23 protein-coding genes are annotated in these 26,205 nt (G+C 41.6%); 12 read left to right on the forward strand and 11 right to left on the reverse strand.

The window, feature by feature from the left end; genetic code table 11:
* Window positions 1–228: 228 nt before the first annotated feature.
* Window positions 229–531 (reverse strand): hypothetical protein, encoded by a 303-nt coding sequence (locus DXX92_RS11680; RefSeq protein WP_116000600.1) that lies wholly within the window; start codon window positions 529–531, stop codon window positions 229–231.
* Between the two features lie 286 nt (window positions 532–817).
* Window positions 818–1,696 carry a LysR substrate-binding domain-containing protein gene (locus tag DXX92_RS11685; RefSeq protein WP_116000601.1) on the reverse strand — a complete coding sequence of 293 codons (879 nt, stop codon included), beginning with the start codon at window positions 1,694–1,696 and terminating at the stop codon, window positions 818–820.
* A gap of 344 nt (window positions 1,697–2,040) precedes the next feature.
* Here DXX92_RS11685 and DXX92_RS11690 point away from each other — a divergent pair, with 344 nt between their 5' ends.
* Window positions 2,041–2,364 carry a hypothetical protein gene (locus DXX92_RS11690; protein WP_116000602.1) on the forward strand — a complete coding sequence of 108 codons (324 nt, stop codon included), beginning with the start codon at window positions 2,041–2,043 and terminating at the stop codon, window positions 2,362–2,364.
* Window positions 2,365–2,586: 222 nt separating this feature from the next.
* Here DXX92_RS11690 and DXX92_RS11695 read toward each other — a convergent pair whose 3' ends face one another.
* Window positions 2,587–2,844, reverse strand: coding sequence for a DUF2999 family protein (locus tag DXX92_RS11695; RefSeq protein ID WP_116000603.1), 258 nt, complete (start codon window positions 2,842–2,844; stop codon window positions 2,587–2,589).
* Window positions 2,845–3,068: 224 nt separating this feature from the next.
* Here DXX92_RS11695 and DXX92_RS11700 point away from each other — a divergent pair, with 224 nt between their 5' ends.
* Window positions 3,069–3,464 carry a response regulator gene (locus tag DXX92_RS11700; protein ID WP_116000604.1) on the forward strand — a complete coding sequence of 132 codons (396 nt, stop codon included), beginning with the start codon at window positions 3,069–3,071 and terminating at the stop codon, window positions 3,462–3,464.
* 155 nt (window positions 3,465–3,619) lie between these two features.
* Here DXX92_RS11700 and DXX92_RS11705 read toward each other — a convergent pair whose 3' ends face one another.
* Complete coding sequence (locus DXX92_RS11705) at window positions 3,620–4,480, reverse strand: LysR family transcriptional regulator (protein ID WP_116000605.1); 861 nt, start codon at window positions 4,478–4,480, stop codon at window positions 3,620–3,622.
* 99 nt (window positions 4,481–4,579) lie between these two features.
* On the opposite strand from DXX92_RS11705, the gene DXX92_RS11710 reads away from it, so the two are divergent.
* Window positions 4,580–5,644: an HlyD family secretion protein gene (locus DXX92_RS11710; RefSeq protein WP_116000606.1), complete on the forward strand. Its 1,065-nt coding sequence runs from the start codon at window positions 4,580–4,582 to the stop codon at window positions 5,642–5,644.
* Between the two features lie 23 nt (window positions 5,645–5,667).
* Window positions 5,668–6,708: a DUF2955 domain-containing protein gene (locus DXX92_RS11715; RefSeq protein WP_116000607.1), complete on the forward strand. Its 1,041-nt coding sequence runs from the start codon at window positions 5,668–5,670 to the stop codon at window positions 6,706–6,708.
* A gap of 377 nt (window positions 6,709–7,085) precedes the next feature.
* Here the strand turns inward: DXX92_RS11715 and DXX92_RS11720 are convergent, their stop codons facing one another.
* Complete coding sequence (locus DXX92_RS11720) at window positions 7,086–8,249, reverse strand: alkene reductase (protein WP_116000608.1); 1,164 nt, start codon at window positions 8,247–8,249, stop codon at window positions 7,086–7,088.
* A gap of 84 nt (window positions 8,250–8,333) precedes the next feature.
* Here DXX92_RS11720 and DXX92_RS11725 point away from each other — a divergent pair, with 84 nt between their 5' ends.
* The gene (locus tag DXX92_RS11725; RefSeq protein WP_116002402.1) at window positions 8,334–9,227 is read left to right on the forward strand and encodes a LysR family transcriptional regulator; all 894 of its coding nucleotides are present in this window, start codon (window positions 8,334–8,336) and stop codon (window positions 9,225–9,227) included.
* A 109-nt stretch (window positions 9,228–9,336) separates the two neighbouring features.
* Here the strand turns inward: DXX92_RS11725 and DXX92_RS11730 are convergent, their stop codons facing one another.
* From DXX92_RS11730 to DXX92_RS11740, 3 genes are read right to left on the reverse strand one after another with little or no spacing between them, the layout of a single operon-like run.
* Entirely contained in the window at window positions 9,337–11,430 is a 2,094-nt protein-coding gene (locus DXX92_RS11730; RefSeq protein WP_116000609.1) for an EAL domain-containing protein, read from the reverse strand.
* Window positions 11,431–11,442: 12 nt separating this feature from the next.
* Entirely contained in the window at window positions 11,443–11,985 is a 543-nt protein-coding gene (locus DXX92_RS11735) for a YfiR family protein (protein WP_116000610.1), read from the reverse strand.
* 38 nt (window positions 11,986–12,023) lie between these two features.
* Window positions 12,024–13,088: a transporter gene (locus DXX92_RS11740; RefSeq protein WP_116000611.1), complete on the reverse strand. Its 1,065-nt coding sequence runs from the start codon at window positions 13,086–13,088 to the stop codon at window positions 12,024–12,026.
* A 450-nt stretch (window positions 13,089–13,538) separates the two neighbouring features.
* Here DXX92_RS11740 and DXX92_RS11745 point away from each other — a divergent pair, with 450 nt between their 5' ends.
* From DXX92_RS11745 to DXX92_RS11755, 3 genes are all read left to right on the forward strand, one after another.
* The gene (locus tag DXX92_RS11745; RefSeq protein WP_116000612.1) at window positions 13,539–14,261 is read left to right on the forward strand and encodes a sulfite exporter TauE/SafE family protein; all 723 of its coding nucleotides are present in this window, start codon (window positions 13,539–13,541) and stop codon (window positions 14,259–14,261) included.
* A 237-nt stretch (window positions 14,262–14,498) separates the two neighbouring features.
* Complete coding sequence (locus DXX92_RS11750) at window positions 14,499–15,308, forward strand: hypothetical protein (protein WP_116002403.1); 810 nt, start codon at window positions 14,499–14,501, stop codon at window positions 15,306–15,308.
* A 224-nt stretch (window positions 15,309–15,532) separates the two neighbouring features.
* Window positions 15,533–17,611 (forward strand): S9 family peptidase, encoded by a 2,079-nt coding sequence (locus DXX92_RS11755; RefSeq protein ID WP_116000613.1) that lies wholly within the window; start codon window positions 15,533–15,535, stop codon window positions 17,609–17,611.
* A gap of 208 nt (window positions 17,612–17,819) precedes the next feature.
* On the opposite strand, the gene DXX92_RS11760 is transcribed toward DXX92_RS11755, so the two are convergent.
* On the reverse strand, window positions 17,820–18,050 hold the full coding sequence (locus DXX92_RS11760) for a glutaredoxin family protein (RefSeq protein WP_116000614.1): 231 nt from the start codon (window positions 18,048–18,050) through the stop codon (window positions 17,820–17,822).
* 244 nt (window positions 18,051–18,294) lie between these two features.
* Here DXX92_RS11760 and DXX92_RS11765 point away from each other — a divergent pair, with 244 nt between their 5' ends.
* The 4 genes from DXX92_RS11765 (at window position 18,295) to DXX92_RS11785 (ending at window position 23,799) form a co-directional block, all read left to right on the forward strand.
* On the forward strand, window positions 18,295–18,753 hold the full coding sequence (locus DXX92_RS11765) for a YHS domain-containing (seleno)protein (RefSeq protein ID WP_116000615.1): 459 nt from the start codon (window positions 18,295–18,297) through the stop codon (window positions 18,751–18,753).
* A 192-nt stretch (window positions 18,754–18,945) separates the two neighbouring features.
* Complete coding sequence (locus DXX92_RS11770) at window positions 18,946–19,404, forward strand: VF530 family DNA-binding protein (protein ID WP_116000616.1); 459 nt, start codon at window positions 18,946–18,948, stop codon at window positions 19,402–19,404.
* Between the two features lie 480 nt (window positions 19,405–19,884).
* Window positions 19,885–21,204 (forward strand): spinster family MFS transporter, encoded by a 1,320-nt coding sequence (locus tag DXX92_RS11775; RefSeq protein WP_116000617.1) that lies wholly within the window; start codon window positions 19,885–19,887, stop codon window positions 21,202–21,204.
* Between the two features lie 1,473 nt (window positions 21,205–22,677).
* Window positions 22,678–23,799: an FRG domain-containing protein gene (locus DXX92_RS11785; protein WP_116000619.1), complete on the forward strand. Its 1,122-nt coding sequence runs from the start codon at window positions 22,678–22,680 to the stop codon at window positions 23,797–23,799.
* A 55-nt stretch (window positions 23,800–23,854) separates the two neighbouring features.
* Here DXX92_RS11785 and sucD read toward each other — a convergent pair whose 3' ends face one another.
* Both sucD and sucC read right to left on the reverse strand, forming a co-directional pair.
* Window positions 23,855–24,727, reverse strand: coding sequence for a succinate--CoA ligase subunit alpha (gene sucD, locus DXX92_RS11790; RefSeq protein WP_116000620.1), 873 nt, complete (start codon window positions 24,725–24,727; stop codon window positions 23,855–23,857).
* Window positions 24,727–25,893, reverse strand: coding sequence for an ADP-forming succinate--CoA ligase subunit beta (gene sucC / locus DXX92_RS11795; protein ID WP_116000621.1), 1,167 nt, complete (start codon window positions 25,891–25,893; stop codon window positions 24,727–24,729). The genes sucD and sucC overlap by 1 nt, the downstream gene beginning before the upstream one ends.
* Window positions 25,894–26,205: the final 312 nt, after the last annotated feature.

Consider the following 26,205-nt stretch of genomic DNA (forward strand, 5'->3'; position numbering starts at 1 on the left):
TGATTTACGCGTGCTAATGACTTTATCGGCATACTTACCTAACGCACGTACTCGGCGTAGAGCACATAAATGATTATTTTATCGTTATTTTTGTTTGTTATATCCACCTGAGGGAAGTAAACAAGCGTATGAAAAAGAAAAGCACCAGCCAAATCAATGACAGGTGCTTTATGTGCTTTCAGCTTTTATATGGCGTTATGTAAAATTCATAACTTTGCCAACCGAATACTAGCGGCGACTTACCAAGATAACGTCACTCGCTTTGTCTTCTAATGACTTCACTTCAATGAGTTGTCGTTTCGGAAAATATGTTACCGTTGCCAATGCATCACGTTTCGTTTCGAATGTTTGATTAGCTAGCTGATTAAAAAATTCAGCGTTATCACTGTTTTGAGCAATTGTTGCAGCAACACAAGCTTGGTCTGCTGCTAACGTGGCATTATCAACACAATTCCAAATTTTGTCGTTACCAGCAATTGCTGACTGACCCACTGCGACTGTGGTAACTACTGCAAGAATATGTTTGATCATAATCGACCTCCGTTAACCATCTATGGAGTCATATTATCAAACAGACTATAAAACCACCTAGCATATTTTTATGACAACTATATTACAATGAAAATTAATTTATTAATTCTTGATATGATTTTTATAACACTATGTTAATTAATGGTTTTTAAATTTTAAAATCAAAAAGCATCGAACTGTGTTGTTAATCTTGTGCTTTAGATTTACGCCTAAATTGACGAAATTAACGTTTTATTTCGCTAGTCGTACTGTCTATAAATTCATGTTTAATATCTATATGTTAGTGTTATTGACCAAAAAGCTGAGTAATCCACCGTTCAAAGTGTTGCACTTTAGTAAATGAAAAATGATGACTAGGAGCGACTAAATACAAAGCGTGCTCCGTTTCAAAACGATAATCTAGCAATTCAACTAATGTGCCATCAGCTAAAAAGTTGCTGACTAAAGCGCGGCTTACAAAAGCCATTCCTTTGCCCGCTAGCGCGTATTGTATTAAAGGCAACGAATCACTTGTTCGTAAGCTTATGTTAAGTTGCTCACGGTTTATTTTGCACTTAGTCAAAAACTGTACGATTGCCTTTTGATATTCATCACTGGTGTCTTCTAGCAGTGGAATCGATAATAACTGCTCGACCTTTGGTGGTTGCTCACCAATTAGCGTGCTGCTTGCAACAAGCACAATATCATCATCAACGAGCTTTCTACTTTCTAGGCCAACGTAGTTACCTTTACCTCGCCTGATCGCAATATCTAAATTCTGACTCGCAAGATCATCCAATTTATTATTGGGTGAAAACTGAATATGAATTTCCGGATGAGCTGTATTAAATTGATCAATATTAGGGATTAAGATAAGCGAAGTCAGTGAATGAAAGGTTGTTAATCTCAGTTCATTCGGATTGCTCGATTGGCTAAGACTAGCTATGCCCTGCTCGAATTGATTGAACCCTTGCACAATATAAGGCAGTAACAACTCACCTTGCGTGGTTAATAGGGTTTTACCTCCGTGACGATCAAATAACTGACAACCAATACTATCCTCCAACAACCTAATTTGCTGACTTACTGCCGCTTGCGTTACGAATAAAGACTCTGCCGCTGCTTTAAAGCTACCTTGTTGTGCAGCCAACATAAAAAAACGAAGTGCTTTAAGCGGAATATGCATGCTTACCCTCTTTTATTTTTCCTAACCTGCTCGTCATCTAGCTTTTGAGCTAGCTTTTCATCCAACTTTTAATCTGGCTTTTCAGCCGACTTGTCGTGCGACGATACGTTCAAAAAGTCTTTCTTTCAGTTACAGCACACAGCAGCCAGGACTTAAGATTTACTTAACTCAAGTTAACTTATTATCGTTTGTTTTGCCACACTCAACAGGCCAAACTTTGACCGTCGCAAATTAGTTAGCGCTAGCAATAAACTCACAAAGTTGACGCTTTTCAGTAAATAAAAAAGTGAACTGCTAACTCATTTAAATTCATTCACTTAAGCAACAACATTTAGGAGCTAAATATGAAATATTTTACACTACTAATACTGTTATCAATCACTACTGGCCTTCTAGCTGCACCTAATGATAGTAAATTAGAGAAGGTTTATAGTCATCAGGGCTATCCCTACAAACAACTGATTAGTCGCGCCAATGAAGTTAAGCTTAGCTTTACTGAAACTGAATCAAATAGCACAGTGACTTGTCGCGTACTGGTTCAGTTGAATAATCAATTGTTCGAATCGGCGCAAGTGTCTGTCACTCAACAAGCCTTTGCTGAAAAGCCATTGGCTAGCTGTTTAGATCGCCAGCAAGCGAAAAAGCTCTTGGCTGCCTCATTTGAGTGATTGGCTTGATTGCTTTGCTTAGTTGGCTTAATTGTTTAGCTGTCTTGATTAATTGGTTTGGCTGGCTCACTTAATTGTAATAACCGAAACGTAAGAAGAATACTTAGAATAGCTAAGACGAAAACATGTTTATGTTACCGTCTTAGTTTTTTTAGCTGCTAAAGCTGGCTGAACTGTCTAGTTCAGGACTGATAAAAATAGAAAGGATAGTTTTCTAGTCGCTTATTGACCTTGTTTAAAGGCTTGTTTTGCTTTTTCCATCGCCTCAACATCTAATCCCAATTCTTCAACCGCTTCTTTAATTAAGCCAGGGTTGGTCATCACTTGCATCATTACTGGTTGTAACTGTTCTTGTGGGATCCCAAGGCCGGCAATGGTATTCATCGCCATTAGAGGATTGGTTGTTAATTCCGCAAAAATTTCTTTGATTTGATCTTCAGCAATGTTATTCGTTTGTAAAACTTGGATAATTGGGTTCATTAATATAACTCTTTGTATCAGAAAAAACTTAACCATTATAACGGTTGTAATTTTATGATTCGAGCAGCAACTATATGTACTTATTTTAGGTATGAAAAAACGTATTCAAGCCGTCAAAAGTTACACTGTATAGTGAGTGGTAACTAAACCCTTGCAATGCAATATTTGGTGCTATAGTTGAATAAGTCGTTGTGTATTGACCAAAAATAAAAGGGAATAGAATAATGCGAATATTAGTCGTTGATGATATGGACTCAATGCGTCATGTAATGATTCGTATGCTTAAAAGTATCGGTTATGAACAAGTCGAAGAAGCGGTTAACGGCATCCAAGCGTTAGATTTACTCAAAGCTCGACAATATGATGTCATCATAACCGATTATCATATGCCCAAATTAGACGGTTTCGGATTACTTCAGCGTATACGAGGTAACGAGTCGTTAGCGCACATACCTGTACTTTTAGTGACTTGTGAAGATAAGCGCAGTGAAGTTGAGCTATTTATTAAAGCTGGTGTTAACGGCGTAATGTTTAAACCTTTCACCGCCAACACATTAATTAAACAGCTTAATTGGATTAAAGAGTCGCTGGTGACCAAGCAAACAGCGTCTGCTGGCTAAATTTATACTAATTAAAACCAGCATCGCGCTAAGCGATGCTTGACTGAAGGGCTGAGCCACTAAAAGACCGTTAGCAGTCAGCTAAAAACAACAACTTATTAAGCGCCAACAAGCTGTACTGCTTTGCCAATCGCTAAGCTTTATCTCAGCGCTGCTCAGCTGTATTTCTCACGGAATATATCAATTAGCGCTTTCACTTTCCGTGGCAAGTATGACGAGGAAGGATAAATCAGCGTTAAATGCTGCTCTGGGTAACTCATCCCCGTTAACACTTCCACCAAAACACCCTGGTCTATCGGTACTCTCGTGTTAACTTTCGGTAAAAACGCTATGCCAGTGCCTGATGTTGCCATATTCAAAAGCACATAAAGGTCATCAGATTTTAGTGCAATATTTAGGTGTGGGGCTAACAAGTCGGCATTGTATCGATTAGTTAAAATTCGGTGCTCTTTTAAATCAAGCGGTGACGATATTTTATTGTGGCGAGCCAAATAATCTGGTGATGCAACAAGGTGACAACGGTATGGCAATACACTAAATTGAACATAACTGTTGTCAGCCACTTTAACCACACTAGGCAGCACTTGAATATCGAACGACTGGCGCTTTAAATCAACACCCTCTTGGTGATTCTCAACTTCAATATTAATGTCTGGATACGTTTCAATGTACTCCGTTAAGATATTGTTGAATAAGTTAGTACTCATTAGCGCCGAAGGTATTGCAATTCGCAATTTCCCTGACAACTCTTCTAAGTCACCTGTCAGCGCATTCACACCATCGATTATTTGCTCAAGTGGCTGCTTTGTTAAGGCAAACAACTCCTTACCTTGAGTTGTTAATTCAATGTTACGAGTTGTACGAATTAGTAACTCTGTGCCCAATGCTTCTTCGAGCATTCGCAATCGACGACTGACCTTCGAGCGCTGCAAACCGTTGGCATGTGCCGCCGCGCTTATGCCTTCGTGCAGTACGGTTTGAGAAAATAAGTAAATATCGTCTAGATTAGCTTTCATTGTCCTATTTTTAGCACTTATGTGTGTTATCTATCATTCTACTGCACAACCGAGAATATATATATAATTCGCGGGATTTTGGTAACTGAGGTAACAGTTTTGTCTGCTGAAAAAACGTTTAAGCGCTGGATGGGGTCATTAATTGTCCTATTTATTTTACTATTTGCATATATTGTTGTTGCAGATCGTCATGCGCCATTAACAAGTGAAGGTCGTGTACAAAGCTATGTAGTTCAGCTATCACCTGAAATCACAGGTAATGTCGTTGACGTGCATGTTCACAACAACCAGCAGGTCAAAAAAGGCGACGTTATTATCTCAATTGATCGCCGTAAATTTGAAATTGCCTTGGATAAAGCCAAGCTATCTTTACAGTCGGCCATTGATCAAGAGAACACCCTTTACTCGCAACGCGAAGCAGCACAAGCGCGAATCGCACGTGCTAAAGCTACCTACAATAACGCTGAGCTTGAACATACCCGTATTGAAAAATTATTTGACCAAGCATTAATTTCAAAAGCGCAATTAGACGACGCGCTTGCCGCGTTGCAAGTCGCTTCAGCAAACCTAAGAGCAGAGCAAGAAAGCCTTAATGTCGTTGAGAGCCAATTAGGTGAAGCACGCGGTCAAAGTACCCCAGTTAAAATTGCACGTAATAGCATAGAACAGGCAGAGCTTGACTTGCAGTACACGCAAATTATCGCACCAAACGATGGTATTGTTACTAACTTGCAGGTACAAAAAGGTACTATCGCAAGAGCCAACCAGCCAATATTAACCTTTGTCCCAACTGAAACTATGTGGGTAACGGCTGACTTTCGTGAAAAGTCGTTGGCCAACACCGCACAGGGCAACAGTGCTTTTGTTACCTTTGACGCTTTTCCCGGCAAAATTTATCGCTTTAGCTTAGCAAGCCGAGATTTTGGTATCTCAGCCGTGCAACAAGCGCCTGATGGCACTCTAGCAAAAGTTGAAGTGAACAACCGCTGGGTACGAGATGCGCAGCGTATTCGCGTGAACTTTGACAGTGAAGATGAACTACCTTCAGGCTTATTCGTTGGCTCACGTGCAACGGTGACCATCTACCCAAGTGATAGCGATTTCTGGTCAATGATGGCAAAGGCACAAATTAAATTAGTGAGCTGGTATCACTACATTTACTAACGCGTATTGACGGAGCTATTGGCATGAAAGCAATGCGTATTTGGTTTGTCAGCTCACTTGGGTTGGCACTGAGCATGATTTTTGACTGGAACTACGGGTTCTTGGCCGTACTCATTCCAGCCTTTGTGCTTAACTTAGAAAAAGGTTTTGGCCTGCCATTCATTGTCATGCTGGTGTTTTCCATCATTTTTGGCTCAGCCGAGGCAACCATTATTCTCGAGTTATTCCAAGCGCACCCGTTATTACTCACCGGCGCAGTTGCCATCTTTATGCTTATCAAATGTATTGCCATGATGCACCAAATTACTTACTTATTTGGTTTTATGGGGATCTTTATTGGCTCTATGGTGTTTAACTACGCCAGCTATGACTACTTTGATATTACCGATTTTAATATCAACATGTGGATTATCGCACTCATTAGTGTCTTCAACTATTTACTTGCGCACTGGCTGTTTCCTGATCCCAAGGGCACTGAACCTGTGCCAGAAGAAGACCCTTTTGCCGCTAAAACGGAAGCGGAAAAAATTGCACAAGTTGCAATGGGCTGGATAGTTGCCATGAGCTTGTTCTTTGTTTTCCAAACTATGGATCTGATTGATTCACTACCAGTACTTGTCTCAGTGGTTATCATGCTGTCGCCGCTGAGTCTGCAAGGTGGTATTGGCGTTGGCAAAGTGCGTGTTATTGGCACGGCATTAGGTTGTATTATGGGGCTTATCCTGCATGTAATGCTAGGCAAATGGATAAATAACCCACTGCTATTCTGGCTTGGTTTCACTATTTTGATGGGCGTGATTAGCCTGCTATTTAACAAAGGCATGATCCCATCAGCGATAGGCTTTTCAGCAACATCGGCATTTTCTGTTCCGTTGACAACTGCATTTATTCCAGGTCAGCAAGATGCGACCTTCTCAATACTCTATCGCTTTAGCTCTATCTTTGTTGGTGTTGTCGTTTTGGTCATGGTGATGACCATTGCCCACCAAAGCATTAACAAGTTTATTATTGGCCCTAAGCAAAAGCGTGCAGCGCGCAAGCTTGGCGATAACAAGCCAGCTTAGCAAATGCTCTGAAAAACGAGTTATAAAACACTTAATATCATTAGGGCGTGTTGCTCTTTCGAGATTGAATTTTGTTCAATCTAAACGCTTTCTGATCGCGGCGCTCGCTTTGTCGCATAGTCGTTCTATGTAAAAATCGAGCAACAATGAGCAGGAAGCGTTTAGATAAACCCGCAGGGCAGTGTCTGTTTGAGTTTTCTACTATGTTGGCACTTATTTATGGAGAATGACTACACTGCACAAGTGCCGCCTTGTATAAAGCCCAAACAGACTGCTGCAAAAACACCCCTGAAAGGTCAACACGCCCTAATTTAAAGGTAAAAAAGCGAACTTAATTGTTCGCCTTTTTTGTACTACCTAAGTTAAAACGGACTAACTTAAACGGCTTGTGCATCAAGCTCTTTGTTGCTACACGCATTGTCATTAAAAACAGGGTAATCGGTATAACCAACATCAGTACCACCGTACATCGTTGTTGGGTCAACAGGGTTTAATGGCCAATTATTAGCGATGCGTGCTGGTAAATCGGGGTTAGCAATAAAACCTCGACCAAAGCCAAAAATATCACCCAGATTTTTCGCTAACATTTGCTCCGCTCGTTTCGCGGTATATTTGCCAGCATACATCACCAAGCCGTCAAAGTTATCTCGAACACCTTGGTAAAACGCGTCTGGTAAACCTGAAGCCTCATCCCAGTCAGCTTCAGCGAGTGATACATAAGCTATACCAATGTTGTTAACTGTTTTCACTGCCTCGATATAAGTCTGCTGAGGATCACTTTCGACTAACCCAAGGTACACCCTATCTTCAGTGGTGCTTTCAAACAATGGCGCAAAGCGAACGCCGACTTTATCAGGCCCCATGACATCAGCAACCGCTTGAGTGATTTCTTTCAAGAAGCACAATCGATTTTCCAAACTACCACCGTATTTATCGGTGCGCTGATTGGTATGCTCAGAAATAAATTGGTTGACGAGGTAACCATTGGCACAATGCAATTCAACACCGTCAAAACCCGCCTCTTTCGCGTTTATCGCTGCTTGTTTGTACAGGCCAACAAGTTCTTCTACTTCGCTGGTCGATAGTGCTCTTGGCTGGCTTGGTTCAGCTAATGCGCCTTGACCTGGGGCAGTTTCAATGAAAACGCTTACTGCATCTGCGCGAATTGCAGACGGTGCGACAGGCGCATCACCATTTGGCTGAAGCGATGTATGCGAAACACGGCCAACGTGCCAAAGCTGCGCGAATATTGTACCGCCAGCTTGGTGCACGGCATCCGTCACTAAGCGCCAACCAGCAACTTGGGCTTCACTATAAATACCAGGTGTCCAAGCATAGCCTTGACCACGAGGTTCAATCTGAGTTCCTTCGGTAACCATAAAGCCGGCGCCAGCACGTTGAGTGTAATATTCCGCCATAAGCTGGTTGGGAATATCACCCGGTTGTGAGCTGCGAGAACGGGTTAATGGAGGCAGTACAATACGGTTGCGTAATGAGTATGGCCCTAAATTAACAGAGCTAAATAATGAGGAATGCTGCATTTTATTTCCTGTAGCGAATTTTGTATGGAATTTTAGATTCGCCAAGATACAATTAAAAACAACTATTAACTGTTAGTGATACAAGTGAATCTTTTATCTAAAATCGATATTCGACAATTGCAAGTGCTCAAAGCACTACTGGAAAAGCGCAACCTGTCAAAAGTAGCAGACCAACTTGGCATCAGTCAGCAAGCGGTAAGCGAACAACTAAAGAAGCTTCGCCACAATTTTGATGATCGCTTATTTATACGCACCAGTAATGGTGTTGTGCCAACGCCTTTCGCGCAATCACTGCAAGTAAAAGTGACTAGAGCACTGGCGAGCATTGAAGATCTTTTGGTCGCAGAAGAGTTCGACCCAAAAACCATTAGTACAACATTTACGATCTGCTCTACTGATCTTGAGCAAACCGTCATACTGCCAAAATTTCTTACCCTATTGCGCAAACATGCGCCCAAGGTGAAGCTGGCAGTAAAAACATTAAGCCTGGATGATATCGACTCTAGTTTGCTTACCGGCAAGGTGGATTTGGTAATAACTAACCCGATGTTTGCACCGAATAACTACCCGAGCACAACGCTTTATCAAGAGCAATATTTATGTGTTGCCTCGAAAGATAACCAAGATATAGCTGTTCAGTCGAGTATTAGTGATGTCGCAAAAATCCCTCAACTGGTAGTGTCACCATCAAGAGGAGAGTTTAGTGGCGCAGCCAATAAATGGTTTGCCGATCAAGGTCACCCGAGAAATGTCGTACTTTCTGTACCAACCTTTACCGCAGCTAAGGCATGTATTGCGCATAGTGATTTATGTGGATTTATACCTGCTCGCTTACTACCCGATCCAACGTTGAAAATTATTAGTTTAGACAAACAAGTCCCGGGATTTGATGTCATTGCCGTATGGCATCAACGTTCAAGCCAAGACAAACTGCATACGTATATTCGCGAACTACTAATGCAAGCTGCGAGTGAATAGACTAATTGGTGCAGTGTGCATCAAAGAAAACAGCATACTCGTCATTACTGTTTGTAGTTTCGTTAACAGGCATTAATTTCCATGCACTGCCAGTTCACACGAATTTCTGCTAGGCCTCGGTTAGCAAAGACTTTTCTAGGAAGGTTTCGGTAAGCTGCTGAGCGGTTAGCGGTCGATGCAAATAGTAGCCTTGAACAAAGTCACAGCCGTGTTTGCTGAGAAAATCTAGCTGTGCTTGGTTCTCTACACATTCAGCGACCAGTTTTAACTTCAAACTATGGGCAAGCAAGATCGTAGAACAGGCGATCCCACGACTTGACTCGTTTTCCTCTAAGTCATTCACAAACATACCATCGAGCTTTAAGGTATCAACGGGCAGGTTTTTCAAATACTGTAGCGAAGAATAGCCAGTACCAAAGTCGTCTATGGCAATGCGAATACCTAGCGCTTGTAATCGCTTTAGCTGAATGATGGTTGTGGTTGAATGGTCTAAAAACACGTCTTCAGTAATTTCTAGCTCTAGCTGATGATAACCAATCCCAGCTCGGCTCACTTGTGCTTGGATAAAGTGATATAAGTCAGGCGCAAGTAGGTGGCTAGAAGAAATGTTTATGCCGACCACTAAGTCGGTAACGTCTTGTTCACGCCATTTTTTAAGCTGTTGGCAAACACTCGCGATGACCCATTTGCCAAGTTCATTAATATAACCAATCTCTTCCGCGACAGGGATAAAGTCAGCAGGGCTCACTCTGCCAAGTTGAGGATTGTGCCAGCGCAACAAGGCTTCTGCTTTTCGATAGCCACCATTACTCAGGGATACCTGAGGCTGATACACGAGATAAAATTCATTGTTCGCTACCGCACTGCGAAGATTATTTTCAAGCTCAAGCCGCTTGTACGACAATACATTCATGTCCTTGTTATACAAACTATAGTTGCCAGGGCCTTTCGCTTTAGCGAAGTACATGCTGGCATCAGCATTTTTCAGCAGTGTTGTGCTATCTTCGCCATGTTCGGGGTAAATACCCACACCAACACTTGTGCTAACGTGCAACTCCCTGTCTTGCAGTTTAACTGGCTGAGCAAACAGTTCATTGATCAAGTGAGCAATATTCGTTGCCTCTGCTTCATGGGGCAACTGCTCAATTAAATAAACAAACTCATCACCACCAAGTCGTGCCACCACATCAGAGCTTCTGCAAGTTTGCTGGCTTAGTCGAGACAAGCGACTGGCTATTTTCTGCAATAGTTGATCGCCGACGTTATGCCCTAAGCTATCGTTGATGATTTTAAAGCGATCAATATCCATAAATAGCACGGCAAGCTGATGGCCGTTACTTTTTGCCCTTGAAATCGCGTCATCTAGTCGTGCCATCAACAAATGGCGATTAGGCAACTGAGTCAGCGAGTCAAAATTGGCCTGCGTATACAATTGCTTGGTGCGCTCATCGACTAATTTTTGTAGATTGTCACTGTGTTGCGTTAGCTTGTCTTCGCGCTCTTGCACGACATCAAGCATATGATTAAAACCATTGGCTAGGGTTGAAAACTCATCTTGGCTCGTTAAGCTAAGTCGCCCTTGATAATCTTTTTTCTCACCTATTTGTTCTACGTGCTCTACCATCGATGCCAACGGTACAGTAATAATCCGCTGTAACAGCCGTGCAAGCACGTAGGTCAAAAGTAAACTCAATAGCAAAACGCTCAGAATAACCTTTTGATAATACGCTCGTTTATCGTTAATTTTGTCAACATTGGCGCGAATATACACATGCCCAAGCAATTCACCTTCAAGTGTTACTGGCTCAACCACATCAAAGTAGTTTGCCATCATCATCGGGCTATTGTTGAGGTTTAGTGTCGCCGGCTTTAGCTGGGTATTTTTATCAGATTCGGCAAACAAAGTATTGTCAGCAAGCAATACTGCGACGTATTCAATACCGTTCTTATTGTTGATTAACCGCAGGGTATCGCGCACGGTTGGCTGATCGTTAAAGGCAAGTGCAGACTCAATCGTAGCGCTTATCAAAGATGCCTGTATTTGCACAGTACTAATTTCTGACGCTTCTATCTGCTTAATTTCGTGACGGTAAATAAACAATGTTGAGCTGGTTAGCACAATCATGCTAATGAGCATCATCATAAGGCTCAACTTATAGCGAATGGATAAACGTCGAATTTTGTTTAGCACTGCTGACAACACAATCTCGTTCCTTTATCGTCCAGTAATTTTCGCTAGTTTTAACAGTTGAGAGCTCATTGCGAGCCCTTGCTGCTTCACTTTGGCTAAATTAATCTCAAATTTTAGCCTGCTTTGTGCCAAATAGAAGTTCACCATTCCACCCGCATCGATAAAGTCTTCATGTTGGCCGACAAGCAATACTCGCTGTTGTGTGGCCAGATATTCAGCACTTGGCAAACCACTAAAAAAAGCAAGGTGGCATCGTTCAAGGCTCTCGCCTTGTGAAATACGATGAATTTGTATACTAGTTGATGCGCCTTTTGCCACTTTCGCGGCAAGTACCTGATCAATAAAGCCACCAAACATATCGTCACCGACTAAGCACAAGTGAATTTCACTAGAGTTATCTGTCCACTGCACATAGCTAGGTAATTGCAATAAGAAGCCAGCCATTACCTGATATTTTGTGCTAATTTCATCATTAGCACTTGAGTGCGTCAGCGGTGCTAGCGCTAAAATTAACGCGAATATTGCTAACCTAACGTTTTGAAAGCGTTGAGTAATTAACTGAAACATGAAATAGCGAGCGTTGTGCCGTATAAAATTAGTGATAATTAGAACTCAGTTTGCCAACGCACTGCCGCATTGCCTTTTTCTTTGGTTTGAACACCGTTTAGCGATTGATAAACTGGCAAGCTATATTCCAAAGAAATTGTATGATCTGCTAACGTAAACTCTACGCCAGCCGCCGTATTCACTTGGCGACCACCATAGTTATTCGGATTCGTAATATTGGCGGGATAAGGGAAAGGACCTGGTACCGTTATTTCATCATCACGGCCATTAATGCTGCCCCAATCGTGATAACTAACTTTGGCAAACGGCTGAACGCTATCGTTGATTGCTAAGCGTGCCCAAGTAGATAACGCAAATCGATTACCTAAACGGTAATCGCGATCGTTCTTACCTGTTCTTAGTTTTACAAATAAGTCAGCACCCAAGCGCCAATCTCCAAGCGTGTGCTGATAGCCTAAGCCACCGACAAAGTCCCAAGTACCCGAGCCAAGCTGCATCGTATAAGGCAGCTGTTGGTCACCAGCAGCCCTTGGGGTATCCCCTTTTTGATCAATCGATCCGGTTGGCAATGAAACACCAACTGAATAGGTAATTTGACGCGCTAAATCACGGAATAACACTGCTTTATAATCAATTGCCAAATCACCTAACCCCTGTGAATCAATGGTAAATTCAGGGTAGCTGGGCACAATGCTGATATGATCTGTACTTTGGCGGATCAGTGGAATGGATAAACCAATCGATTGATTTTCATCGATGCGATAAGCCAGCTGTGAGATCACTGCTTCTTGCGTAATCACGGTTGGTAATATCGGGTAGTTACTGTCAGTGCGAACTTCTACAGGACGAAATAACACCTCTTCATTGCTCAAGTCGGTGCTACCAGTCATGTAACCATCTAAACGCATTTGTTTATATAACACGCTTGCTTGCCAACGTTTATTTAACGTAGCTGCATCTTCAATGGTCAGCGAAAGTAACTGCTGCAAACTCATGTCAGCCATTTCTGACGGGGTATTTGCATGCAGTTGAAAAGAAGTTACTGACGATGCCAATAACAAAGGAACAACAACTTTTAAAGTAGAACTACAAGGATAATCCATTATATATCCATCACACTTTTTAAATGACGACAGTCCAGTACTTAATTGCCATTGAGCACACTAGCACTTGAACACGAGTTGCAAATTATAAATTTTTTGAGTATTTATTCAAATCATACCTGTTAGCGCTTTCAATGCGTCTTCAAAACACTAATTCATATCGTTTTTTCCGCATAGATTTGTTTCACACATACATAAAAGTGGAACAGTAGACAGGCGATATCGCTTAATAATTTCGCCACTAATGCAATTCACAGATAAAAGTGCTCACAAGTCACACAATCTTACAGATTCAATCGTTGAATTGCATATAATAAGAGGCTGTCACGACATCTCGAACCAAAATGCGAATACTGCATTTGCGCAAGGCAAAGCTCGCAGCCTAACGCTGTTGGTTTAGTCACACAAATCAGATACTAAAATTGAACATTAACCTAAAACATACGATCGATGGAATATAACCTAGTAACCTTATTATTAATTAACCTAGTGGTATTCTTTGGCAGCTTACTGCAAGGACTTATAGGCTATGGCGTCGGAATGTTCTGTGCTCCTTTACTGTTTTTAATCAGCCCAACACTGGTGCCCGCACCGCTGATTTTAATTTCTACCGTACTCACCCTTATGATGATGGTAAGAGACAAAAGTCATTTACAGTTTGATCAAGTGTCTTGGGCAATGAAAGGTGGCTTTGTCGGCACAGTTCTGGCGGGGTTAGTATTGAAAATTGCCACGAAAGATCAGTTTGAATTGTTCTTTGGGCTGTTGATCTTAACAGCAGTACTAATTTCACTGCTCGGCTTTAAGCCTAAGGTTAATAAACGCAACAATGTTATTGCTGGCTTTACCTCAGGCTTTATGGGCACATTAACGGCTGTGGGCGGCCCGCCAATCGCCCTGCTTTACCAGCATGGCGCGATTAAAAATATTATCGCCAACTTAACCGCATTTTTCTTGTTTTTAAATTTCGTTGCGATTATTACGCTTGCCAGTATTGGTGAAATAACCTTTGAAACACTAAAAATCGTTGCTATTGCGACACCCGGTGTTGCTCTAGGTTTATATACTTCCACTAAATTCCAAGGCATTGTCAAAGCGCATTTAGCGCAGCGCTGGATACTGGTGTTAAGCGCAATTACTGCCGTGATTGCAATTGTTAGGTCTTTTTATTAGCTTTGAAGGTAAACTTATCGCTTAATAAATTAGGGAAATAGTAGAGTAGCGAATACTTTAGGCAGTTTCTCGGTCTAGTGAATCAAATCTTAATGACTTTATATTACTCGGCGACTCGTTAATGGCTTGCGCATAGCCCAATGAAATTAACTTAGCTAAAGTGAAATTACCTAGAGTGATATAAAGTAAAGTGCTAATTTATCTAGTTCAAAAGCGAATTTTCAAAGTTACCCTATGCTGTTATCACTTTTCCAAACTAAACCCTATCTAGACGACTCAACCACACTATGGATTCTCGATACTTACCATTGGGCACTCACCCATTTTGACGCCCAAGAGTTTAGAAACAATAGCCAGCTGATATTGCCAACCAGCGATTTTTATCCGGGTAAAGTATCCAGCATTGAGGAAATGGCAGCGTCAGTATTTGAGAAAACGCTCGCCTATGCAGGTATGAAAAATTGGCCAATCAAGTTAATTTCACCAATGGCCTATCAGCAAAACCCGCAGTATCAACAAATGCCCAAATTGCACTTTGGTGAGGCCATTCGCGGTGACAAAGTACAGGTATTCACCAAAGACTTCAGCCAAAGCGCAAGTCAAAATGTGAATAACAATATCTATGTCAGCTACAACCCAAATCAAATTAATCAGCCACAAGATTTGGTGGCTTCATATGCCCAAGCTTTTGCCGCCATCTTAATCGCTCAAAAAGGTATTACCCCGCCCGGTGGAGAAAAGTTTCTGCCACAAGCGATAGATTTAGTCGCAAGCTTTTTAGGATTTGGAGTGATGTTTGCCAACACAGCCTATCAATTTAAAGGCGGCTGCGGCAGTTGCTACAACAAGTACGCTAATCGTGAAGTGGCATTGCCCGAAAATGAAATGGTGTATTGTTTGGCCATGTTTGCGGTGTTAAAAGATATTCCGGTAAAACAGGTAACCTTGCATTTAAAATCTCACTTACGTGGCGAATTTAAAAAAGCGGTAAAAGAGTTAACCACGAAAAGTAAAACGCCGGAATTCAAGCAATTGACTTCAGCATAGCAGAGCTTATCTGCAAAGTTAGCAAGAGGCTTGTTGGCCGTGCTGCGGGCTTAACTTGTAAACAATACTAGTCGTCTAAACTTATCTACTGATTAACGTATTCTCGTTGCAGAGTAACTGGAATATCGGCATATTTGACCGATAGCTTTGGCCTTTTTAGGTTCAAGTAAAATAGCTAGAGCGAAACAGCCAAAGCAAACAATAAAAACGATTGGAGTGACAACATGGTTAACAAGCTAGGCAAAATTGCCATTGCCTTATCTTTGGTAGCTTCCCCTGCGGTGATGGCAGCTAACACCTTTACGGCAGAAGATATCTTTTCATTGGAATACGCCAGCAATATACAAGTATCACCTGATGGTGAGCAACTGGTCTATATTCGAAATTCAAACGATATTATGACCGACGGCAAAAACAGAAATTTGTGGTTGGTTGATATTGATAGCAAAACTCAAGTCCCGCTGTTTTCTGATCACAAACAGTACTCTTCACCCCTTTGGTCGCCAGATGGCAAACGCATTGCCTTTATCAGCAATTTAACCGGTTCTAGTCAAATACATGTGCACTATCTTGAAGAGAATCGCACCGCTTTAGTTAGCCAAATTCAGGGCAATATCAGTAATTTAACTTGGTCGCCTGACGGCCAATGGTTCGCTTACCATCACAAGGTGAAAGACAAACGCACTTCGCTTGTCAAAATGCCGAAAAAACCAAAAGGTGCGAAATGGTCAAAACCTGTCACGGTTATCGACCAAGCCTATTACCAAGCTGACGGCCGAGGACTCGTCGAGCCTGGTTACCAGCATATTTTTGTGATCCCCGCTGATGGCGGCACGCCTCGCCAACTAACCAGTGGTAACTATCATCACAGCGGCAAGCTTGAATGGAGCCAAGATGGTAAGCAAATTCTTTTCTCCGCCAACCGAAGTAAAGATTGGGAATATAAACGCCTAGAAAGCGATTTATATGCGGTCAATGTTACTGACGGTGAACTTAGCCAACTAACGAATGTACCCGGTCGTGAATTCAATCCTGAGTTTTCAGATAACGGTAAGAGCCTCGCCTATTTATCCACCTCAAATGCGCTTAACCCATATCGAAATGCCAAATTAAATGTGATGGATTGGGCGAATAAATCGAGCAAACTTATCGCTGAAGATTTCGACCGTTCCATTCAAAACCCTAAATGGTTATCTGCATCGCAATTAGCCTTTAGTTATGATGACTTTGGTAAGCGAAAAGTTGCAACTATTACTACCAAAGGCAAAATAAAAGACCTCACAGATACGGTTACAGGTACCACTTTAGGTCGCCCTTATATCAGCGGCGAATTTGATGCCAACAGCTCAGGTACTATTGCATTTACACACGGTAATGCGCTGCGTCCAGCCGATGTTGCGGTGGTTTCGAAAAAAGGGAAAGTTAGCCAAATCACGCAATTAAATGAAGATTTACTAGCACATAAAACCTTAGGTGAAGTGCATGAAATTAACTATAAATCGTCATTTGATGGTGAGCCGATTCAAGGCTGGTACATTACCCCACCAAATTTTGACCCCAATAAAAAATATCCATTAATCGTAGAAATACACGGTGGCCCTCACCTTGCCTATGGCCCTCATTTCTCTGCAGAACTGCAACGTTTTGCTGAACAAGGCTATGTCGTGTTTTATGATAATCATCGTGGCAGTAGCTCTTACGGTGAGCGCTTTGCCATGTTGCTCAAATACAAATACAGTTCAAAAGAAGACTTTGCCGATCACAACTCAGGTGTTGATGCCATGATTGATTTAGGCTTTGTTGATGACCAAAACTTGTTTATCGCCGGTGGTTCAGCAGGCGGTATTGCCGCAGCTTACGCGATTGGTTTAACCGACCGATTTAATGCTGCCCTAGTCGCTAAACCAGTGATTAACTGGCTTAGTAAAGTGCTAACCGCTGACAGTGGTCTACTGCAAATTCCAACCCAATTCCCTGGTATGCCGTGGGAGCACGTAGAGCACTACTGGCAACGCTCGCCAATGTCGTTGGTTGGTAATGTTACCACCCCAACCATGTTGATCACCGGCGAAGAAGATCTACGCACACCAATGGCAGAAACTGAACAATTCTATCAAGCATTAAAACTGCGTAAGGTAGATACCGTTTTGGTGAAAGTGCCAGGTTCACCGCACGGTATTGCTGGTAAGCCATCGCGCATGATCGCTAAAATTGAGCATACATTGGCGTGGTTTGAGAAATACAAGAAAGACACGCAAGAGGCGCAAGAGGTGATGATTAAAAAACTCAAAGCTGCTAAGTAGTAAACCAGATATAAGGTTAGCGCTAAGCCTGCAATGCGCTGTGCTTTTAGTGCAGCGCTACAGAGCTCAACATAATCATCAAAGAGACATAAAAAGGGAAGCATTGGCTTCCCTTTCTTTTTTCTTCTTTGAACTATGACACTACTCGCCTTAACCGCTAATCATCGATAAATTAACGTGATTGATAATTTATTCCGAGTTTTCTCAATTACCCAGCGCCATAGAGCTTTTTAAAGCTCTTAAGGTTCCACCCTATCATCACCTCATTACCAATTTTGAGCACAGGGACAGAGCGCGCGCCAATTGCATCTAACTCTTTTCTACCCCGCTGCATTTTCGCATTGGTTAATCGGTATTTAATGCCGTTATCGTCTAAGTATTTTTGTGCTTCACGACAATGTGGGCATTTGTCTGAAATATAAAGAACAACGCGCTTCATAGCTGGCCTTTTAAGGATCTTAATTGGCTGCTATTTTACTTGATTGCTCTCACAAAAACAGCAAAGCCTAGTATGTAAAGCAAGGTAGAAAGCCTATCAAGATAAAAACACCTGCAACCCGCGCCGAACTCCCAAACAATCAACAACTAAATTGCCAATATCAGCAAAACAAATAAATATTCTTGAATAGGTTTTTTGAATTTTAAGGTCTAGGATTAAGTAACTACATTTTAAAGGAATTCTTATGCGTAAACTTGTATCAGTAATACCCGTATTATTTGCTTTGTTGTTAACTGCTTGTGCAACTGTACCGTCAACACCAGTGCTAACTCTTGAAGGGGCAGCTATTGGTGGTTACGACGTTGTTGCTTATCACACCGAAGAAAAAGCGGTAAAAGGTAACGAGCAATTTACTTCACTTTACAACGAATCAGTATGGCGTTTTGCGTCTGCTGAAAATAAAGCGAAATTTGACGCTGACCCAGTAAAATACGCGCCACAATACGGCGGATACTGTGCATACGGCTTATCAAATGGTTTTATCATTGATTCAGACCCAGAAGCCTTTAGCCTAGTTGACGGTAAGTTATACCTGAACAACACGCCAAAAGTTCGTGATATCTGGTTAGAAGACACGGCATACTACATTGAAAACGCCGATGTAAGCTGGGAAAAAGCGAAAGCTAAAGCCGCAGAAAAGTAAGCAATCTATCTACCTCTCTGATGAATAATTAAGAATCCGCAGCTTCAACCAACTGCGGATTTTTTATATGCTCCGCAAACCAACGCCCTTAATTCTTATCTAACGTTATTTACTTCTTTTACTGAATTCTGTTTTTTGAATGAAGTGATTAACCGTTATAATAGCCTTAGTTTTTATCAATTAGTCACTTTCATGAGCGAACAGTCAATTTACGAAAATAACCCATTACATGGTTTAAAACTCGAAACATTATTAGAAGAGTTAATATCTCACTACGGGTGGGAAATATTGGCCGAATATACGCGAATTAACTGTTTTAAAAACAACCCAAGTATGGAGTCCAGTGTTAAGTTTTTCAAAAAGACCGAATGGGCACGAGAAAAAATAGAACGTTTCTATTTATACGAATTTAAAAACCTACCCAAAGCCCCAGATGATCAATTTGAAATCCCGCCTAGAGACAGAATAATCCCTGCTCATCAAAAGCCAAAAGCGCCTAAAATGTTGATTGCAGGCCAAGCGCCGGTGCCTAGACTAACGCCAAAGGATAAAGGTAGCTTCAACGATAAGAAAAAGTCGCATAAGCAAAGAACTAAAGTTGATAAAGGGCATACTCCACCCAAAAACCCATGGGAGAATTCTCCTCAGTAATACCTAGCGCTATTTCTTGAGCTAGTGCATATAAGCAGTAAGAATAATTAAACTCTCAGATTCTATTGCGGCGTTAGCCGCTGCAAGAAGGAGGGAAAAACCGATTGTTTCCCTCCTTCAAATTCAGGCAACTGCTCTCTGAGTTGCTCCTTTAGTAATTGGAGATCGCAGCTGAATTAATATCATTGGAAACCAGACACTTCTAATAAGATGCCGCCCCATTTATTGCTCTTTTATTGCTCACTTATTACTAATTTATCGTTCTATCAAGGTAGCATTCGTAACAAGAAACAAAGCTAAATCGGGACGAAAGGCAGTTAAGCATTACTGATTTGAAGTTGACCTAATTTAGTTCGTCTTATCACCAAAAAACGATGAAGCTGTAAACAATCGTCTAACTAAACTGTTGACTTATCGATGTTATCGCTTGAGTATGAAATTCGCGCCAAATAATGATAATAACCACCTGAAGAGGGAACAATGACGCAAACGAACACTCAGCATCTGGGCGCAAAAGCGCCGACCAAAGAAGTGAGCTACGCCACTAAAGGACAAAAATATTACGCATTAGGCCTACTCACTATCGTTTACAGTTTTAACTTTATTGACCGACAATTACTGTCTATTTTGCAAGAAGGCGTAAAAGCCGATCTTGGTCTCTCTGATACGCAACTAGGATTACTAACAGGCTTCTCGTTTGCACTTTTTTACGTACTCGCTGGCATTCCAATTGCCAAGTGGGCCGATAGCGGCAATCGCCGTAATATTATTTCACTGGCCACATTTGTCTGGAGTCTAATGACCGCAGTTAGTGGATTTGTTCAAAACTTTGTTCACCTGCTACTCGCCCGTATCGGTGTGGGCGTTGGTGAAGCGGGCTGTAGTCCTCCCTCACATTCGATTATCTCAGATATTTTTCCACCGAATGCCAGAGCGGGCGCATTAGGTTTTTATGCAACAGGCGCCAATATTGGTGTGTTATTTGGCTTTTTGCTTGGCGGCTGGCTTAACGAATTGTACGGTTGGCGCGTTGCTTTTATTGTGGTTGGCGCGCCGGGTATTTTACTTGCCATCATAGTGCGTATGACCCTAAAAGAACCCATTAGAGGTTTGAGCGAAAACCGCACATCAACCGAACAAGCGCCCACCTTTAAGCAAGTGATCAGCTTGCTGTTTAGCCGTTTGTCATTTCGACATATTGCGCTAGCGTCAGCCCTTACCGCATTTGTCAGTTACGGTTTAGCAAGTTGGTCGGCGTCACTACTGATCAGAAATTACAATATGCAAACCACTGAACTTGGCATTTGGCTGGCGCTAATTATCGGCGTTGGTGGTGCTATTGGGGTCTTTAGTGGTGGCGTACTAGCAGATAAACTCGCCAAGAAAGATCAACGTTGGTATGCCTGGTTACCGGGTTTAGCCTCGTTAACAGCATTGCCATTTTTAATTTCATTTTGTATCGCTACCGATAAAAATGTTGCACTGTTAAGTCTAATTTTACCCGCTTTTGTCGGTAACATTTACTTAGGTGTTGTTGTCGCAACCATTCACAGTCTAGTTGGTTTGCGAATGCGCGCGGTGTCATCGGCAATATTTTTCTTAATTATCAATATTATCGGCCTTGGTCTTGGGCCATCATCAATTGGCTTCTTAAGTGATATTTTATCAGCAACACACGGTGACAAATCACTTGGCTTAGCCATGTTATATCTCTTACCAATTATCAGCTTTTGGTCTATTTGCCACTTCTATTTTGCTTCGAGAAACTTACGCCAAGATCTCGCTAACGCTCCAGAATAAAGGCGACATTCCCCCTTAACTCAATATTGAGTTAAGGGGTATCCCCAACAAACTATAATTTTAACTTTAACAAAATGTATTTTTTTCAGTAAATTGGAGTAAATTCTTAGCCGGTATCAGCTAATAAACGAACCGTTCCAACACCAGCCCGTTTAAGTGCTTTAGTTGTAATTAGATCTTCACGCCCATTTAATTGTTTAAACCGATCGTGGAAGTACTTTCTCGTCAGCAATTACTTTCTAGTAAATTGTCGGGGTGCCGTCGAGTACCCTCGACAATTGAATTCAAAAACTATATTTAGATCGAAAAGTATTTTTCTAGATAAATACTCTATAACTTGATTGTTAATTCTGACTCTATTGTCGCGGTGACGACGACACGTCAGAGGGAAATAACACCGTTTCCCTCTAACAACTCCCTCGGTGCCCAGCGAAGCGGAATCCTTTGATCACCTGCCAGTGCTTATTTGCGATACCTGATAATGGTGCGTCCATGCACCAACATCAGTACTCTGCTTCCTGCCTCGTATCGCAAAACGCTTTACTTGCAGATAATCAAACCGCTTCAATGGGAAATGGCGTTGAATTAGAGACCCATTTTATTTTCAACAATGGCTAGTAAATAAAACGTCATACCGCACTTAAACAACCAGATTCATCACTAAACCTAAACTAAGCATTACTCTGCTTAACAAACGCCTGAAATAAATAAATCGATTCATGTATTGCCTGCATGGATGCAGGCAAAAGCTGTTAGCACATGAATGTGCTTTACAGCTGTTACATCGAATATCGGATTATTTATGAAAGATTAGTGTTTGGCAGCAGCTCCATGGGGTTCCAAGGGGACAGTGGCGTTAACGTCCCCTTGGGTGCCGTCGCCACCGCGACAATTAAATTGGATATACTTACCAAAGCCTTTAAGTATTTCAACAAATCAATGACTCTGATGTTTAGATTCACTCGTGTTAATTCGGATCTGACCCCATTTGTTCAAGAGGAAAAAAGCGCTTGTTTGCCTCTTTGTTATTTCGGCAACTTCTCCCTGCGTTACCCTGCAAGCGACATTAATCACCAAGATAGAACGAACCGTTAGTCTGCTTGGCAAAATGTCTGGATGATAAATAAATTTCAGCTATTGCTGGCAGGACGCCAGTAAAGCTATGTAGAGCATGGATGCTCGTTCATAGCGCTAGCTCAACAAATTTATTAATCAGGAAGAATAAACATTTTGTAGCAGCGCCATGGGGTTCCAAGGGGACTGCGGCGCGAGCGTCTCCTTGGGTGCTGTCGCCACCGCGACAATTAAATTGGAGAGATTTACCAAAACCAGAAAGTATTTTGCTTGGCGACATTAATACTAGGTTCAGCTTACTTAACAAATAATCGAGCGAGTAATTACCTACATCAATTAAAGTTAACAGTCTGATTTGGTAAATTAAAATTTCAACAAAATACTGAGATAAAAACGAATATGAAAGGCCAGTGGCTAGGTGAATACACCAGCATAAATAAATCAATTTACTCAGATGGCGATGTCATTGTAAATATAGATGAGTTGGATAAAAACTATCGTGGAATTATAAATATTGTTCCTAAAAATATAATGAGCTTACCTATTTCTGTGGGCTATTTTGAAACTCCAGACAAAGCTTATGAGCAGTCCATTACAATAAGAGCGAATCCTGTCGACCCATATTCTTTATATGAAACACACTGGACAAAAATAAAAAACATTTACCCTTCGGGTACGTTTTTCTCTGAATCAATACAAGCTAACTTCAAGTGTAAGAACAATACATTAACTATTACTGCGAGCACTAAAGAAGGAATTCAAGTTGAGACTGAGCTATTACAACCAAACTATACAGAGACGTCACGGATTACTGGTTCCGAAATGTCTTGGACAGACTTTAAAAGCTACGTATCTAGTTTAAGCAAGAATAAATTTTTATTCAGAGGGCAAATGAAACCTTGGAAACTACAAACTTCTTTTCATAGAAGGAATAGGTACTGTCTCGATAGTTTTTTAAACAATGATGTTCAAATACTACACAAAAGGTTGAGTTCCCTAACGGAACACTTCTTCGATTTGAATAAAGCAGAACAAAACGGTGCATTTATAAACCTTCTTCAACATCATGGGTATCCAACACCACTGCTCGATTGGTCACATTCACCATATGTTTCTGCGTTTTTTGCATTTAGGGATTGGCCAATTGGCTACAGCGGAACGGAAAAAATTAGAGTTTATATTTTTGATAGTACAAAGTGGCAAGATGTATTGAGACAATTTCAAATACTTAATCCTCCGTTTCCCCATCTATCTGTAATGGACTTTATTTCGATTAACAATCCCAGACTGGTGCCACAGCAAGCGATTACTACGGTAAGTAATATTAGTGATATTGAACATTACCTTTTAACTAAAGGGAAAGATTATGGTATCGACTTTATTAAAGCTATAGATATTCCAGCTAATCAACGAGAGGAGGCAATGTCAGACCTACGATATATGGGAATTACCGCAGGCTCTATGTTTCCTGGGATAGATGGTGCATGTGAAGAACTTAAAGAGAATTATTTCAATCAATAACAAAAAACCCGCCATTCGGCGGGTTTTTCAAATTACTTTCAAAAAGAAAGGTCGATTACCAACCAGTCTTCTCTTTAAGCGCTGTACCAATATCAGCTAATGAACGAACAGTTTTAACACCAGCCGCTTCAAGAGCCTTAAATTTATCGTCAGCTGTACCTTTACCACCGGCGATAATCGCGCCAGCGTGACCCATACGCTTACCAGCAGGTGCAGTAACACCAGCGATGTAAGATACTACAGGCTTAGTAACGTTTGCTTTGATGTACTCAGCAGCTTCTTCTTCAGCTGTACCACCAATTTCACCAATCATTACGATTGCTTCAGTTTGTGGGTCGTTTTCGAACATTTCTAGCACGTCAATGAAGTTAGTACCTGGGATTGGGTCACCACCGATACCAACACATGAAGACTGACCGAAACCAGCATCAGTTGTTTGCTTAACGGCTTCGTAAGTTAATGTACCTGAACGAGATACGATACCTACTTTACCTGGCTTGTGGATGTGACCTGGCATGATACCGATCTTAGATTCGCCCGGCGTGATAACACCTGGACAGTTAGGACCAATCATGCGAACGCCAGTTTCTTCAAGCTTAACTTTAACGTCAAGCATGTCTAACGTTGGGATACCTTCAGTAATCGTAACGATTAGCTCGATACCTGCATCAATAGCTTCTAAGATTGCATCTTTACAGAATGGTGCTGGTACGTAGATAACTGTTGCTGTTGCGCCAGTTGCTTCTACTGCTTCACGTACTGTGTTGAATACTGGAAGACCTAAGTGCTCTTGGCCGCCTTTACCTGGTGATACACCACCAACCATTTGCGTACCGTATGCGATAGCTTGCTCTGAGTGGAAAGTACCTTGACCACCAGTGAAACCTTGACAGATAACTTTAGTATCTTTGTTAATTAATACAGACATTATTTGCCCTCCGCAGCAGCTACTACTTTCTCAGCAGCGTCTTTTAGTGATTCAGCAGCGATTACATCAACGTCTGAGTTAGCTAGTACTTCACGACCAGCTTCAGCGTTAGTACCTTCTAAACGAACAACAACAGGAACGTTTACGCCCACTTCTTTAACAGCACCGATGATACCTTCAGCGATCATGTCACAACGAACGATACCACCGAAGATGTTTACTAGTACTGCAGATACGTTGTCATCTGAAAGGATGATTTTGAATGCTTCTGCTACACGTTCTTTAGTCGCGCCGCCACCAACATCTAGGAAGTTAGCTGGCTTACCACCGTGAAGGTTTACGATGTCCATTGTACCCATTGCAAGGCCAGCACCGTTAACCATACAACCAACGTTACCGTCTAGTGCAACGTAGTTAAGTTCCCACTGTGCCGCGTGTGCTTCACGCTCATCTTCTTGTGAAGGATCGTGCATTTCACGGATTTTTGGCTGACGGTATAAAGCGTTTGAGTCAACGCCGATTTTGCCGTCTAGACAATGAAGGTTACCAGCTTCAGTGATTACAAGCGGGTTGATTTCTAATAAGTCGAAATCGTGATCAGTAAACATGTTACCTAAGCCCATGAAGATCTTAACGAATTGCTTCATTTGAGTTGGGTTTAAGCCAAGTTTGAAACCTAATTCACGTGCTTGGTAAGCTTGAGGACCTACTAATGGGTCGATCGCTGCTTTGTGAATTAAGTGTGGAGTTTCTTCAGCAACTGTTTCGATGTCTACACCGCCTTCAGTTGATGCCATGAATACAACACGGCGAGAACCACGGTCTACAACAGCGCCAAGGTATAATTCGTTAGCGATGTCTGTGCAGCTTTCTACTAAGATTTTAGCAACTGGCTGACCGTTTGCGTCTGTTTGGTAAGTAACTAAGTTTTTACCTAACCAGTGTTGTGCGAATTCTTTAATTTCTTCTTTGGTTTTTACTAGCTTAACACCGCCAGCTTTACCACGGCCACCAGCGTGAACTTGTGCCTTAACAACCCACATATCGCCGCCAATTTTGTCAGCAGCTTCGGCAGCTTCTTGAGGTGTATCGCAAGCGAAACCTTCAGAAACTGGTAAACCATATTCAGCGAATAGTTGTTTCGCTTGATACTCATGCAAATTCATGGTGTTTTTCCAATTACTATTTGAGTGGAGATTAGTACGTTTGCTAAAAAATACGACATTGAGCAAATGCACTAAACGATTATAATTGTGTCGTGATTATATAGATAAAACTAAAGGGATTAAACCCCCCTTTTCATTTGAGTTTACGGTCAAATCTGCCGCCTAATAGCGATACAATTTACTCACCTAAATTGCTGCTAAATTCAGCCGCTAAAATCACTCAAATAAGGTCACTATTGCTGATAAACCGACCGACACATTTCAAGCAGTGCTTATAACTCTAGCCTATTTTTTCTATGCTGCTTGGTTTTT

Origin of the sequence: Thalassotalea euphylliae (assembly GCF_003390395.1) — a bacterium.
Taxonomy (GTDB): Bacteria; Pseudomonadota; Gammaproteobacteria; order Enterobacterales; family Alteromonadaceae; genus Thalassotalea_F; species Thalassotalea_F euphylliae_C.

Coding starts and splice junctions, on each gene's coding strand:
- DXX92_RS11680 (WP_116000600.1), bottom strand. CDS start 531: ATGATCAAACATATTCTTGCAGTAGTTACCACAGTCGCAGTGGGTCAG.
- DXX92_RS11755 (WP_116000613.1), top strand. CDS start 15,533: ATGGTTAACAAGCTAGGCAAAATTGCCATTGCCTTATCTTTGGTAGCT.
- DXX92_RS11685 (WP_116000601.1), bottom strand. CDS start 1,696: ATGCATATTCCGCTTAAAGCACTTCGTTTTTTTATGTTGGCTGCACAA.
- DXX92_RS11765 (WP_116000615.1), top strand. CDS start 18,295: ATGCGTAAACTTGTATCAGTAATACCCGTATTATTTGCTTTGTTGTTA.
- DXX92_RS11715 (WP_116000607.1), top strand. CDS start 5,668: ATGAAAGCAATGCGTATTTGGTTTGTCAGCTCACTTGGGTTGGCACTG.
- DXX92_RS11695 (WP_116000603.1), bottom strand. CDS start 2,844: ATGAACCCAATTATCCAAGTTTTACAAACGAATAACATTGCTGAAGAT.
- DXX92_RS11785 (WP_116000619.1), top strand. CDS start 22,678: ATGAAAGGCCAGTGGCTAGGTGAATACACCAGCATAAATAAATCAATT.
- DXX92_RS11720 (WP_116000608.1), bottom strand. CDS start 8,249: ATGCAGCATTCCTCATTATTTAGCTCTGTTAATTTAGGGCCATACTCA.
- DXX92_RS11690 (WP_116000602.1), top strand. CDS start 2,041: ATGAAATATTTTACACTACTAATACTGTTATCAATCACTACTGGCCTT.
- DXX92_RS11740 (WP_116000611.1), bottom strand. CDS start 13,088: ATGGATTATCCTTGTAGTTCTACTTTAAAAGTTGTTGTTCCTTTGTTA.
- DXX92_RS11770 (WP_116000616.1), top strand. CDS start 18,946: ATGAGCGAACAGTCAATTTACGAAAATAACCCATTACATGGTTTAAAA.
- DXX92_RS11760 (WP_116000614.1), bottom strand. CDS start 18,050: ATGAAGCGCGTTGTTCTTTATATTTCAGACAAATGCCCACATTGTCGT.
- sucC (WP_116000621.1), bottom strand. CDS start 25,893: ATGAATTTGCATGAGTATCAAGCGAAACAACTATTCGCTGAATATGGT.
- DXX92_RS11735 (WP_116000610.1), bottom strand. CDS start 11,985: ATGTTTCAGTTAATTACTCAACGCTTTCAAAACGTTAGGTTAGCAATA.
- DXX92_RS11775 (WP_116000617.1), top strand. CDS start 19,885: ATGACGCAAACGAACACTCAGCATCTGGGCGCAAAAGCGCCGACCAAA.
- DXX92_RS11700 (WP_116000604.1), top strand. CDS start 3,069: ATGCGAATATTAGTCGTTGATGATATGGACTCAATGCGTCATGTAATG.
- sucD (WP_116000620.1), bottom strand. CDS start 24,727: ATGTCTGTATTAATTAACAAAGATACTAAAGTTATCTGTCAAGGTTTC.
- DXX92_RS11745 (WP_116000612.1), top strand. CDS start 13,539: ATGGAATATAACCTAGTAACCTTATTATTAATTAACCTAGTGGTATTC.
- DXX92_RS11705 (WP_116000605.1), bottom strand. CDS start 4,480: ATGAAAGCTAATCTAGACGATATTTACTTATTTTCTCAAACCGTACTG.